The 12,700-nt window shown below is 72.6% G+C and carries 14 protein-coding genes; 11 read left to right on the forward strand and 3 right to left on the reverse strand.

Translation table 11 applies throughout. The features are described from left to right. Positions 1–81 precede the first annotated feature (81 nt). Positions 82–714 (forward strand): hypothetical protein, encoded by a 633-nt coding sequence (locus C503_RS0105460; protein ID WP_018681180.1) that lies wholly within the window; start codon positions 82–84, stop codon positions 712–714. Positions 715–724: 10 nt separating this feature from the next. Continuing rightward, complete coding sequence (locus tag C503_RS0105465) at positions 725–952, forward strand: hypothetical protein (RefSeq protein ID WP_018681181.1); 228 nt, start codon at positions 725–727, stop codon at positions 950–952. Between the two features lie 242 nt (positions 953–1,194). Here the strand turns inward: C503_RS0105465 and C503_RS0105470 are convergent, their stop codons facing one another. Beyond that, positions 1,195–1,521 (reverse strand): DUF6221 family protein, encoded by a 327-nt coding sequence (locus C503_RS0105470; protein WP_018681182.1) that lies wholly within the window; start codon positions 1,519–1,521, stop codon positions 1,195–1,197. A gap of 276 nt (positions 1,522–1,797) precedes the next feature. Between C503_RS0105470 and C503_RS0105475 the strand changes: the two genes are divergently transcribed. The 6 genes from C503_RS0105475 to C503_RS0105500 are packed head-to-tail and all read left to right on the forward strand — an operon-like array spanning position 1,798 to position 7,690. Continuing rightward, the gene (locus C503_RS0105475; RefSeq protein WP_018681183.1) at positions 1,798–2,652 is read left to right on the forward strand and encodes an STAS domain-containing protein; all 855 of its coding nucleotides are present in this window, start codon (positions 1,798–1,800) and stop codon (positions 2,650–2,652) included. A 5-nt stretch (positions 2,653–2,657) separates the two neighbouring features. Then, complete coding sequence (locus C503_RS0105480; RefSeq protein ID WP_026315992.1) at positions 2,658–3,029, forward strand: STAS domain-containing protein; 372 nt, start codon at positions 2,658–2,660, stop codon at positions 3,027–3,029. Beyond that, positions 3,026–3,433, forward strand: coding sequence for an anti-sigma regulatory factor (locus tag C503_RS0105485; protein WP_018681185.1), 408 nt, complete (start codon positions 3,026–3,028; stop codon positions 3,431–3,433). Before C503_RS0105480 ends, C503_RS0105485 begins: the two co-directional genes overlap by 4 nt. After that, on the forward strand, positions 3,421–4,452 hold the full coding sequence (locus C503_RS0105490) for an ATP-binding SpoIIE family protein phosphatase (RefSeq protein WP_018681186.1): 1,032 nt from the start codon (positions 3,421–3,423) through the stop codon (positions 4,450–4,452). Before C503_RS0105485 ends, C503_RS0105490 begins: the two co-directional genes overlap by 13 nt. Continuing rightward, entirely contained in the window at positions 4,449–6,155 is a 1,707-nt protein-coding gene (locus tag C503_RS0105495; protein ID WP_018681187.1) for an ATP-binding protein, read from the forward strand. The genes C503_RS0105490 and C503_RS0105495 overlap by 4 nt, the downstream gene beginning before the upstream one ends. Further along, entirely contained in the window at positions 6,152–7,690 is a 1,539-nt protein-coding gene (locus tag C503_RS0105500; RefSeq protein WP_018681188.1) for a fused response regulator/phosphatase, read from the forward strand. The genes C503_RS0105495 and C503_RS0105500 overlap by 4 nt, the downstream gene beginning before the upstream one ends. 704 nt (positions 7,691–8,394) lie before the next feature. Here C503_RS0105500 and C503_RS0105505 read toward each other — a convergent pair. Beyond that, on the reverse strand, positions 8,395–9,303 hold the full coding sequence (locus tag C503_RS0105505; protein WP_018681189.1) for a LysR family transcriptional regulator: 909 nt from the start codon (positions 9,301–9,303) through the stop codon (positions 8,395–8,397). A gap of 124 nt (positions 9,304–9,427) precedes the next feature. Here C503_RS0105505 and C503_RS38070 point away from each other — a divergent pair, with 124 nt between their 5' ends. After that, complete coding sequence (locus tag C503_RS38070) at positions 9,428–10,414, forward strand: M64 family metallopeptidase (RefSeq protein ID WP_018681190.1); 987 nt, start codon at positions 9,428–9,430, stop codon at positions 10,412–10,414. Here the strand turns inward: C503_RS38070 and cobF are convergent. Further along, complete coding sequence (gene cobF / locus C503_RS0105515; protein WP_033400251.1) at positions 10,381–11,157, reverse strand: precorrin-6A synthase (deacetylating); 777 nt, start codon at positions 11,155–11,157, stop codon at positions 10,381–10,383. The genes C503_RS38070 and cobF overlap by 34 nt on opposite strands. Before the next feature lie 43 nt (positions 11,158–11,200). On the opposite strand from cobF, the gene C503_RS0105520 reads away from it, so the two are divergent. Together C503_RS0105520 and C503_RS0105525 are read left to right on the forward strand one after the other, a co-directional pair. Next, complete coding sequence (locus tag C503_RS0105520; protein ID WP_018681192.1) at positions 11,201–11,731, forward strand: bifunctional adenosylcobinamide kinase/adenosylcobinamide-phosphate guanylyltransferase; 531 nt, start codon at positions 11,201–11,203, stop codon at positions 11,729–11,731. A 51-nt stretch (positions 11,732–11,782) separates the two neighbouring features. Further along, on the forward strand, positions 11,783–12,541 hold the full coding sequence (locus C503_RS0105525; protein ID WP_245572409.1) for an adenosylcobinamide-GDP ribazoletransferase: 759 nt from the start codon (positions 11,783–11,785) through the stop codon (positions 12,539–12,541). Positions 12,542–12,700 lie beyond the last annotated feature (159 nt).

Consider the following 12,700-nt stretch of genomic DNA (forward strand, 5'->3'; position numbering starts at 1 on the left):
TCACGCGGTCGGGCGACCGGCCGGGTGCAGGCCCGGCCGACCGGGTATCCCGACACCCGGCACGCGTAAGGAGGATCCACTGTGCACACGGCGGAACTGCGTGACCTCGTCCGGCATCCCGGCCCGTTCGCCTCGGTCTACCTCGACTTCTCGCACGACACCGAGGACGCCGAGGTCCAGCGCAGGCTGCGGTGGCGCGCGGCGCGCGAGAGCCTGCTGGACCAGGGCGCCGACCCGTCGACCGTCGTCGCCCACGACCGGCGCCGACCCGAGCCCGGCAAGATCGGGCTCGTCCTCATCGGCGCCCGCGCCGCCACCACCGACGAGGACCGCCTGCGCCGCGAGATCGACCGCGCCCGCGCCGAGCTGGAGGCCGCCGAACACGTCGACATCGTCGCCGCCTACCAGGCCGAACGTGGCGCGGGCGCGGTCGACGGCCTGGCCGCCGCCACCGCCGCGCTGCGCGAGGCCAACGCCAGGGGCGTGCTGCTCGGCCCCGACCTCGCGGGTAACGCCTGGGTCTCGCCCAGCTCCCCGGACCAGGTCGCCGCGGAGAGCGACGCCCTGCGCGGCCTGGGCCTGTCCGACTTCACCGAGCTCCCGGCCGACGAGTGCCTCCCGGCCGCCGCCGTCGCCGTGGGTGCGGACCTGGTCGCCGTCCGGCACGAGGTGCCGCTGTCCGGTGGTGTCGGCGTCCTGCTGCGCCACCGGTGAGCGAGTGGATATGTCCGCCGAACCGTACGTCCCGCCCGACGCCGACCTGGACCACCTGCGTACCGCCGCCCACACCGGCGATGGCTGCGCGTCGTGCCGCGCTGCCACCAAGACCGTGTGCCGCAGCCACAAGACCCCCGGCCGCATCGCCACCGTGCATCCCGCGGCAATCCTCCGCGCCCCCGACCACGCCGACGCGTACACCGACTTCATCACCGAACTCCGCTCTGCCGCCTGATCCCGCTCCTGTCCGCCAGAAGCCATGCCCCGACCGTATTGACCGGGCTCGAAGCGGCGCAGCCCTCGCCGCTCGCCTGTGGATGGTTTCGTGGACCTGTGGACAACTTCCGCCCGCCCGACTCCCGAACCGCTCGGCGAGGCGGGCGGGCCGGAATCCCTCCATGGCGGCGAATCACCGACGTCCCCGGTCCACGCAGTGTCCACAGTGGATCACGTCACCGCGGGTCGGCAAACAGGTGATCACGTACGCGCGCGCCATTCCTCCAGCCACGCGTGGTGAGCGTCATACGCGGTCGCCAGCAGGCGCAGTGTGGGCTCGTCCGCGACCTCGATCTCCGCGCGCAGCATCGGGGCCTTCTCCGCGAACGGCACCAGCCCCGTGCCGTCCAGCGGCACCACCGGGCTGTCCGCCAGCACCAGTCCGCGCCCGTCGTCGCTGCGCAGCACTCGCAGCCTGCCCAGTCGCTCCGCCTGGTCCAGCCATGGTTCGCGGCCGCGGGACGCCCGGTACTCGTCCTCGTCCAGTCGCGCGCGCAGGAACGTCCGCAACTCGTCCGCCACCGCCATGCCGTCCTCCTCGCCGCTCGCCTACCGCCGGGCTACCCCGTGATCCACGCCGCACACCCGCCTCAACCGAAACTCATTCGCGACCCACCGGGTAGGGGCGAAGGCCAGGCGGCCGACTAGGCTGGCCGCGACCCGAGACCAGGTTGAGCACCCAGCCCGGCCCTCCGCGCGCGTGGCTCCCCCCGGGTCGCACCACCGGGGCCGCCGCCGCGCGGTCGGAACGACGGTCCCCCCGGCGGTACCAGGCTCCGCCGGTACGCCCGACCAGGAGGCAGGATGACGATCGGAACCGGACGTTCGGACAACCTCGCGGAGCTGCTGCGCGCAAGCGGTGAGGTGCTCACCCGACGATGGGTGGAGCTGGCCGCCGAGCCGTTGCGCGGCAGGCTGAGCGTCGCCGAGCTGGAGCGCGAGCTGGCCGACCTCTACGCGGCCATCCTGGCAGGTCTGGACACCGGCGACCGCGACCCGAACTCGGACGCCTTCGCCGAGGTCCGCGCCCTGCTGTCGGAGATGTCCCGCCGTCGCGCCCGCGCCGGGTTCACCCCGTCCGAGACCGCCGTCGGCGTGTTCACGCTCAAGCGGGCCATGTTCGAGCTGCTCGACCAGGCCGAGATCGCGGGCGGCCTCGCCGAGGTGGTGGCGTTCTCGCTGCTGCTGGACGCGTTCGGGCTGTGGACCTTCGAGACCTTCGCCAAGGCCCGCGAGGAGGTCATCGACGAGCAGGCCGAGCAGCTGCTGGAGCTGACCACCCCGGTGGTCAAGCTGTGGGACGGCGTGCTGGCCGTGCCGCTGGTCGGCACCCTGGACTCGGCGCGCACCCAGGTCGTCATGGAGAAGCTGCTCGAATCCCTGGTCACCACCGGTGCCGCGCACGCCATCATCGACATCACCGGCGTGCTCGCGGTCGACACGCAGGTCGCCCAGCACCTGCTCAAGACCGTGATGGCGGCCCGGCTGATGGGCGCCGAGTGCACCATCTCCGGCATCCGCCCGCACATCGCACAGACCATCGTCGGCCTCGGCATCGAGTTCGGCGACATCACCACCAAGGCCTCGCTGGCCGACGCGCTGCGGCACGCCCTGCGCCGCGCGGGCGTCGACCTGGTCGCGGGCGACCGGCGCGGGTGAGCGGCGTGGAGCGCATCCCCATCCTCAAGATCGGCGACGTGCTGCTCGCCTCCATCCAGGTCGACCTGCAGGACCGCGACGTGCTCGCGCTGCAGGAGGACCTGGCCGAGAAGATCAGCGCCACCGGCGCGCACGGGGTGGTCCTGGACATCTCGGCGGTGGACATCGTGGACTCGTTCATCGGCCGCATGTTCGCCACCATCGCGGCCACCTCGCGGCTGTTCGACGCGCACACCGTGGTCGTCGGCATGCGCCCGGCGGTGGCGATCACACTCGTGGAGCTGGGCCTGACACTGGGCGAGGTGCGCACCGCCCTCGACCTGGAGAAGGGGTTGGCCATCCTCGCCGGGCTCGCGGGCGACCGGGCCGCGCGGTGACCGGGCCGGGCCGCGAGGACATCCCCATCGCGGCCGACGACGACGTCGTGCGGATCCGCCAGGTCGTGCGTTCCTACGCGCAGCGGGCGCGGCTGTCCCTGGTGGACCAGACGAAGCTGGTCACCGCCACCAGCGAGCTGGCCCGCAACACCCTCACCTACGGCGGGGGCGGCAGCGCCGTGGTGGAGATGCTCGGCGAGGGCAGGCGGCAGGGCGTGCGGGCCAGCTTCGCCGACAGCGGCCCCGGCATCCCGGACATCGAGCTGGCGCTGACCGACGGCTGGACCAGCGGCCGCGGCATGGGCCTCGGCCTGAGCGGCGCGCGCAGGCTGGTCGACGAGTTCACCCTGGACACCGAGGTCGGCCGGGGCACCACGGTCACCGTGGTCAAGTGGTCGAGGTGACCGCCGCCGACCACCTCCCCACCGCCGAGGACGTGCAGTGGCTGGGGGTCGAGGAGCGCGCCGCCGTGGGCGCGGCCCGGCGCGCGGCGGCGGCGCTGGCCGAGCGGCTGGCGTTCCCCGAGCACCGGGCCGCGGAGGTGGCGCTCGCGGTCACCGAGGTCGCCACGAACCTGCACAAGCACGCCGAACAGGGCACGCTGCTGCTGCGCGTGGTGCGGTGCGCGGACGACGCGGGCATCGAGATCGCCGCGGTCGACCGGGGGCCCGGCATGGCCGACCCGACGCTCGCGTTCCGCGATGGCCACTCCACGACCGGCACGCTCGGTATCGGGCTGGGCGCGGTGCGCAGGCTCGCCGACGCGTGCGCGATCCGTTCCACGGTGGGGCCCGGCACGGTGCTCACCGCCCGGTTCGCGCGCCAGCGCGCGGACTGGCCCGCACCCGACACGGCGGGGGTGACGCGGCCGATCGCGGGCGAGCAGGTCTGCGGCGACGCCTACGCGGTGCGCAGGCAGGACGACCGGCTGTTGCTGATGATGTGCGACGGTTCCGGCCACGGCCCACTCGCCGCTTCCGCTTCCCAGGCTGCGGTGCGCGCGTTCCTGGAAGGGGAGTGGACCGCGCCCGACAACATGGTCCGACGTCTGCACACCGCGATGAACGGCAGCCGAGGCGGTGCAGTCGCCGTAGCGGAGCTGGATCCTTCCGCCGGGATCGCGCGCTACTCGGGCGTGGGCAATATCGCGGGATCCATCGTCGCCGAGCGCAAGCGGGGCATGGTGTCACTGCCGGGCATCGCGGGATACCAGATGCGGGCCGTCCGCCTGTTCACCCACGAACTGCCCCCGGACGCCGTGGTGGTCCTGCACTCCGACGGGTTGAACGACCGGTGGACCCACGATCCCGTGGACCTTTGGCGGGCCGAACCGCTGGTGATCGCGTTGGAACTGCTGCGCGAAGCCGGTGTGCGACGAGACGACGCGGGGGTTCTGGTCGCGCGCCCCGGAAGTGCGCGATGAACGAGGGCGAGCTGCTGTCGCTGTCGCTGTCGGGGGAACAGGCCGTGTTCCTGTTGCGGCGACGCGGTCGGGAGGTGGCGCGCGCGGTCGGGTTGGAGGCACAGGACCAGATCCGCGTGGCCACCGCGCTCAGTGACCTCGGACGGATCCTGCTCGTCGGGCAGACTCCACTGACCGTCACGTTCTCGATCGCGGACGACGGCCTGACCGTGGAGCTGCGCACCGGGCTCGCCAGCGTGCCGGTGAACGAACCGGGTTGGGCCACCGCGGGACGGTTGCTGGACGACGTCCGTGTGGACCAACGGCGTGAACGCGCGGTCATCACCGTCCGCAAGGACCTGGCCGGATCCGTGCCCGACCCGGCCGGGATCACCCGGCTCCGCGAGACCCTGGGCCTGCTGGAGGCGGGCAACGCGGTGGACGAGCTGCGCGCGCAGAACGAGGAGCTGCTGCTGACGCTGGAAAGCCTGGAGCGCAAGCAGCAGGAGCTGCTGCGGCTCAACGCGGAGCTGGAGGAGACCAACCGCGGCGTGCTCGCCCTGTACGGGGAGCTCACCGAGGAGCTCGACGAGACCAACCGCGGCGTCGTCGCCCTCTACGCCGAGCTCGACCAGAAGAGCATCGAGCTCAACCGGGCCAGCGAGGCCAAGAACCGGTTCTGGTCCAACGTCAGCCACGAGGTCCGCACCCCGGTCAACTCCATCGTCGGCCTCGCCCGGCTGCTGCTCGGGCCCGGCGCCGACCCGCTCACCGACGACCAGCGCAGGCAGCTTGAACTGGTCAACAGCTCCGGCACCGCGCTGCTCACCCTGGTCAACGACCTGCTCGACGTCGCCAAGGCCGAGTCCGGCAGGCTCGAACCGCGCACCGCCAAGGTGGACCCTCGGTTGCTGCTGGCCCGCCTGCGCGACGGCTTCCTGCCCGCGATCCGCGCGGGCGAGGTCGACCTGGTCGTGCCCGAGCCGCCCGACGGCCCGCCCCCGCACACCGATGAGACGCTGCTCGCGCACATCCTGCGCAACCTGGTGTCCAACGGGCTCAAGTTCACCGAACGCGGCGAGGTGCGGGTCGACGCGGCGGTCGTGGGCGACGACTGGGTGTTCACCGTGTCCGACACCGGGATCGGCATCCCGGCCGACCACGTGGACAAGGTGTTCGAGGAGTTCCACCAGGTCCCGAACCGGCTGCAGGCGCGCGCGGCGGGCACCGGCCTCGGCCTGCCCTACGCGCGGACCCTCGCCGAGGTGCTCGGCGGGTCGCTCGATCTGCGGAGCACGCCTGGCCAGGGCACAGTTGTGACCGTGCGAATCCCCGTGCGGGCGCAGGTGCCCGGTCCGCAGCCCCGCTCGGTCCTGCTGGTCACCGCCGACGACACGCTGCGCGCGCGGATGACCACGGTGATGGGACCGCTGGTGGGCACCGTGCGGGAGACCGCGGACGGTGCGGGCGCGGTCCTGATGGCCGCCGCCGAGCCGCCCGGCCTGGTCGTGCTCGACCTGGCCGCGCCGCGCGCCGAGGAATGCCTGGCCGGGCTGCGCCGGGAGCCGCGGCTGGCCGGGACACCGGTGCTGGCGTTGCAGTCCGCCGACCACCGGGAGCCCGGCCTGGTGGTGCTGCGCACGTCGCAGCTGTCCACCGAGTCCGTGCGCGACGGCATCGCGCGCGCCCTCGCCGCCGCGCCCGACCCGGTCGGCACACCATGACCGCCTTCGACGACGCCGACCGGCCCGCCCGCATCCTCGTCGTCGACGACAACGAGGCCAGCCGCTACATCACCGGCGGCTGGCTGCGCCGGGGCGGGCACCGGATCATCGAGGCCGACACCGGCGCGGGCGCGCTGGCCGCGGTCCGCGCCGAGGACGTGGACCTGGTGATCCTGGACGTGAACCTGCCGGACATGAGCGGGTTCGAGGTGTGCGAGGCGATCAAGAGCGACCCGGCCACGGCCGCCCTGCCGGTCGTGCACGTGTCCGCGACCATGATCGAGGCCAGCGACCGCGTGGCGGGCCTGACCCGCGGCGCCGACGCGTACCTGAGCGAACCGGTGGACCCGGGCGAGCTGCAGGCGACGGTCACGGCCGCGCTGCGCTACTACCGCGCGCGGGCGACCGCCGAACGGCTGGCGGCGCGGTTGAGCAGGCTCACCTCCGCCAGCCTGGAGATCAACGCGGCGCGCACCTTCCCGGCGCTGGTGACCGCCGCCGCGCACGGGGCCGCCGCGGTGCTGGACCACGCCGCGACCGTCCTTTTGCGACTGCGGGACGGGGCGGAGCTGTGGGGGTACACGGCCGGACCGGGGGAGCCGGTGACATTGACCTCGGACCGGCTGGTCGCCCAGCTCGCCGACGAACGCCTCCCGGTGGGGACGACCTCCGCCGTCCGGGTGATCGACGACACCTGCGCGGTGCTCGCGAGTACGAAGTCCGACACGCCGGTGACCTGCGTGGCACTACCCGCCGAGGCCGTGGTTGCGCCGGAGGAGCGGGACCTGCTGGTCCAAATAGGACTGACGACGGCGGTGGCCGCGGAGGGGCTGCGCGCGTTCACCGACGAACACGACATCGCGTTGGCCCTGCAGCGCAGCCTGCTGCCGAGCGTGCTCCCGTGCCGCCCCGGGGTGACCATGGCCGCCCGGTACGTGCCCGCCTCCACCGTCGCCCAGGTGGGCGGCGACTTCTACGAGGTCGCCGAACTGGGCGACCGCCTGCTGGTGGCGATCGGGGACGTGACCGGCCACTCGATCGAGGCCGCCACCATCATGGGAGAGGTGCGGCACGCCCTGCGCGCGTACGCCATCGAGGGCCACAGCCCGGAACTGATCATCGAACGGCTCAACGCCATGCTCCGCCGCTTCCACCCCGAGGGCCTCACCACCCTGTGCGTGCTGCTGCTGGACCCGGTCGCGGGCAAGGCCACGATCGCGAACGCGGGCCACATCCCGCCCCTCGTGGTCGACCCGACCGGCGCGGAATACCTGCGGCTCCCCGGCGCCCTGCTCGGCGTCAACACCATCCGCCCGCCTGCCACCACCCTCGACCTGCCGCCCGGCACGACGATCGTGCTGATGACCGACGGCCTCATCGAACGCCGCACCGTGCCCCTCGACACCGACATGGAACATCTGCGCCGGTCGATGCGTGCGGACGAATCCCCGGAAGCCATCTGCGAACGCCTCTTGGCCGACTTCGGCCGCAACAAGGATGACGACATCGCCCTCCTGGTCCTCCGCCGCGACTGAGTTCGATTTCTCCCGCCGCCCACCCCCTCATCCCCGCCCGGCATCGTGCCCGGCTTGGCTTCGTCCCTCACCCGGCATCGTGCCCGGCTTGGCTTCGTTCCTCACCCGGCATCGTGCCCGGCTTGGCATCGTTCCTCACCCCGCATCGTGCCCGGTCTGGTAGCCGCGGCCCCATGCCTGGCAGTGTCCCCGGCCTGGCAGCCGCATCGCGGGCTGCGCGCTGGGAGTGTGGCGGGTCGGACTTGCCGTTGATCTCTGGTCTCGTCCCTGGCCTGGCTGCTGCGTCGTGGGTCGGGCACTGGGAGTGTCGCGGGACGTGCCCGTCACCCATCCCCTTCGGGCATGCTCCCAGGCCCTGTCGTCCGCGTCCCCTCTCCCTGTCTGCTGTCCCTATCGCGCGGTCGTCGATCGCCTCCTCCCCTTGGGGTGCCATCGGTTCCCCTCTCCGTCGTGCTTCCTCGCTCCTCCCCATCCCCGCGTGCGCGTCCGTTGTCTTCGCTTCCCGCTCGCCCCCACCTCTTTACTCGCAACGAATGACACGCCCGGGAATGTTCCCTGTCCACAGCGCACAACAGGATGAATCCGGGGTCACCAGCCGTCGCCTGAACCGCCGCGTACTCAGCGATTCATACCTGACAACAGACCCCGGCGGCATCACCCGACCGCGAACTGTGGACAACTCCGCCGACCTGTGCACAACCCACCTATATCAGCAGGTCAGGCCGATGACGCCCGACATATTCCCGGTACGCGGCCCGAGCCAGCGCGATTACAGCGTCGCCGTGTGTCGCGAGTGGCCCGCTTTGCCTGCACGCCAACACATGGCGCATGCGGACCGGATTGCCCGTCAACGGCCGCACGATCACACCGTCCCCACCCCGGTGCACCGCCTGGCAAGCCGTGATCGCGCGACCAGCCGCGACCAGGTCCCGGATCGAGTCCGTGTTGGGCGTCGTGTACCGGACCCGGGGCGTGAAACCCGCGCGGGCGCAGGCGGTGTGGAAGCAGTCCGGCCAGCCTGCGCCGTCCGCGGGAGTCATGGCCCAGGTGCGATCCGCCAGGGTGGACAGGTCGATCTGGGTCGATGAGGCCAGTGGGTCCGCGGCGGGCAGGGCGACGGACACCGGCTCGTCCGCGATCGGCGTGCAGGTGATGTCCGAAGTGGACTCAAGTGGGTAGTCGGGGTAGTCGACCGTGGCGATGGCGTCCAGGCGGCCCGCGGTGATCAGGTCCCAGAGGAGACGGGGGGAGTACTCCATGGTGAGACGGACGTCCAGGTCGGTCAGGTGCGCGTCCATCCGGTCCGCCAGCCCGACCGACACCGACGCGACCGCGCCGCCCAGGGTGATCGTGTTCTCCACCGGTCGGGAGCGCAGGTCGGCCACCCCGGCGAGGATGGCGCGGGCGCGCGGCAGCATGAACTCGCCCACCCGGGTCAGGAGTACGCCGCGCGGGCCGCGGATGAACAACGGGGCGCCGATGGTGTCCTCGATGCGGCGCAGCCGGGCGGTCAGTGTGGGTTGCGAGAGCCGCAGGGCGATGGCGGCCCGGGTCAGGCTGCCCGTCTCGGCGATCACGCACAGTGCGCGCAGGTGGCGTAACTCCAGTTCCACCAACCGAGCGTAGGTCGCGGGTGATCACGGCCGCGACCCATAGACCGGCGATATGCAAGGTGTGATTTCCCCGGTGTGACACCCGGCCGCGATAGTGATCTCCCACGCCCCGAACGGAGGTGTCATGCGCGTCGTCCCCTTGTTCTCGGCCGTCCTGACCGTGGCCGCCCTGGCGAGCCCGGCCGTGGCCGCGCCCACGCGGACCGTCGTCAAGGAGGTGTTCTCGCCGGACGGCACGATCACCCGCGCTCGCGTGCGGTTACCCGTGGAAGTTGCCGCGCGCGGAGCCGTGACGGCCGCGGTCGTGCCGATCCAGCAGACCGGCCCCTCCGGCTCCCGGTTCGACCTCGTCTTCGTCGGCGACGGCTACACCGCGAGCCAGCTGGCCACCTACCACCAGCACGTGCTGAACCGCTGGGCGGAGCTGACCCAGGTCGAGCCGTTCAAGTCGATGAAGCAGTCGTTCAACGTGTGGCAGGTCGACGTCGTCTCCGCCGAGTCCGGTGTGGACAATGATCCGACCCAGGGCGTGCGTCGCGACACCGCGCTGGACTCCTACTTCTGGTGCGACGGGCTGGAACGCCTGCTCTGCGTGAACGAGACCAAGGCGCTCCGCTACGCCGCGCTCGCCCCGGCCGCCGACCAGGTTCTCGTCGTCGCCAACAGCACGAAGTACGGCGGCGCGGGTGGGACCGTCGCCACCTCGTCCGGCGGCAACGCGCAGTCCGGGCAGATCGTGGCGCACGAACTGGGGCACTCCATCGGCGGACTCGCCGACGAGTACGACGTGCCGAACGACCTCTACACCGGAACAGAACCGGTCGAGGCCAACGTATCGACGTACACGAGCGCGACCATGCGGCAGCGGCGCGTGAAGTGGTACTCCTACCTGGGCAAGCCCTCGCCGGACGGCGGCGTCATCGGCACGTTCGAGGGCGCCTACTACTACAAGCGCGGCGTCTACCGGCCCACCGACAACTCGCTGATGCGCTCGCTCGGCCGCCCCTACAACCTGATCGGCCTCGACATCATGCGTGCCGCCATCGCTCGCAAGGCTCCCGGAGCCCGCAAGCCCGGCTACACCGAGCCGGGCTTGCGGCGCAACAGATAGGTGTCCATGATCCAGCCCTTCGCCGCGCGGGCCCGCGCGCGCGTCTCCCGGATCTCGTCGGCGACCTCCGCCAGCGGCCCGGAGATGATCACCTCGTCGGCCGTGCCCACATAGGCGCCCCAGTGGATGTGCACGTCCGGGTCGTCGGCGAACCCGGCGAACGCCTCCCGCGAGTCGAGCATCACCACCAGGTCGTCCACGTCCGTGGGCCAGCCGCGGGCCAACCGGCGGCCGGTGGTCACCTGGACCGCGCCGCCCACCTGGTTCAGCGTGGTGCCGCAGCGCGCGGCCAGGGCGGACACGCTGCTGATGCCCGGGTGCACGGTGACCTCGAACCCGGCGCCGCGCGCGCGGATGTCGTCGACCACCGAGATGATGCTGTCGTAGAGCGCGGGATCGCCCCAGACCAGGAACGCGCCGGTCTCGCCCGGCCCCAGGTGCTCGGCGAGCATGTCCGCGCACACGTCCGCGCGGCGCGCGCGCCAGTCGGACACGGCCTCGCCGTAGCCTGCCTCGGTGCGCACGCGCTCGGGGTCCTGGGCCCGGACCAGCCGGTGGCCGCCCGCGGGCACGTGCGCGTCCAGGATGGCCTGGCGCAGGTCGGACAGCTCGCGCGCGGCGTCGGCCTTGTCCAACAGGAAGATCACGTCCGCCCGGTTCAGCGCGGCCACCGCCGCCACCGTGACGTGACCGGGGTCGCCCGCCCCGATCCCGATGATCTCCACCCGTCTCGCCTCAGCCATGCCCCGACCCTAATGGGACGGTCCGGGCTGACAGGATGACCCCATGACCGCGCGCCGGACCCTGGTACTGGGTGGCACCCGTTCCGGCAAGTCCGCGCACGCCGAGGGCCTGGTGCCCGCCGACGCGCCGGTCGACTACCTCGCCACCGCGCGCGTCGACCCCGCGGACGCCGACTGGTCCGCCCGCATCGCCACCCACGTCGCCCGGCGGCCCGGACACTGGCGCACGGTCGAGGTCCCGCTGGCCGGTGACCTGCCGGACCACCTGCGCGCGGCGGCTCCCGACGGCCCGCCGATCCTGGTGGACGACCTGGCGACCTGGCTGACGGGCGCGCTCGACGACGTCCGCTGGGAAGGTCCGGTGCCCGAGGCGCGGCAGGACCTGGTGTCGGCGGTCGCGGCCTGCCGGGCCCGCCTGGTCCTGGTCTCCGCCGAGGTCGGGCTGGGCGTCGTCCCGTCCAGCGGCGCGGGCCGCCGCTTCCGGGACGAGCTGGGCCTGCTCAACGCGGCGGTCGCCGAGCACTGCGACCGGGTCCTGCTGCTCGTCGCGGGCATCCCCCTCGCCCTGCGCTGACCGGCCGGGGGAGCGGTGCCCGGCCCGGCGGGCGCGGGTTACCGTGCGCCGGTGACTTCGGTGGATGGGGTGGGTGGGGGCGGCCTGCGGCTGGCGTTCCACTGGTTGACGGTGCTGCCGGTCGAGGCGGACGGGCAGGACCCGGCGGTGCGGCGCTCGGCGATCACCTGGGCGCCGGTGGTCGGCGTGGTCGTCGGCGGGCTGGTCGCGTTCCTGTTGTTCCTCTTCGTGCTGGTCGGGTTACCCGCGCCGGGCCTGCTCGTGGTCGGGGTGGCGGCGCTGCTGACGCGGGGCATGCACCTGGACGGCCTCGCCGACACGGTGGACGGGCTGGGCTGCTACGGGCCGCCGGAGCGGGCGTTGGCGGTCATGAAGGAGGGCGGGATCGGGGCGTTCGCCGTGGTGGCTCTGATCGTGACGATCGGGGTGCAGGGGTCCGCGCTGGGGGCGCTGTCGGGGGACCGGTTCGGGGCCGTGGTGCTGGCCTACGTCGTGGGGCGGGCGGCGTTCTCGTGGTGCTGCCGGGAGGGGGTGCCCGCGGCGCGGCCGGACGGGTTCGGGGCGTTGGTGGCGGGGAGCCAGCCGGTCACCGTGCCGGTGCTGTGGGGATTCGCGCTGTTGGTCGTCGGGGTCCTTGTGGTGCCGGGGAAGCCGTGGCTCGGGCCGCTCGCGGTGGTGGTGGCCGCGGCGGCGGTGGTGCTGTCGACGCGGCACCTGGTGCGGCGGTTCGGGGGTGTCACGGGAGATGTGTTCGGGGCGAACGCGGAGTTGGCCACGGCGGTGGTGCTCGCGGTCTGCGCGATTCCGTAGGGAACCGGTTCGCGGGTGTGGCCCGGTGAGAGAGGCCGGAACGCCGGTCATGATCGACACCAACCGGCCGGTCCACTGTGGACATAAACGATCGGTGACGATCTCCTCCGTGAATCCCGGGGAGTCCCGGTCCCGGCTATACCCGACCGGGTGGTTTTA

It is taken from the genome of Actinokineospora enzanensis DSM 44649 (genome assembly GCF_000374445.1).
Lineage (GTDB): Bacteria > Actinomycetota > Actinomycetes > Mycobacteriales > Pseudonocardiaceae > Actinokineospora > Actinokineospora enzanensis.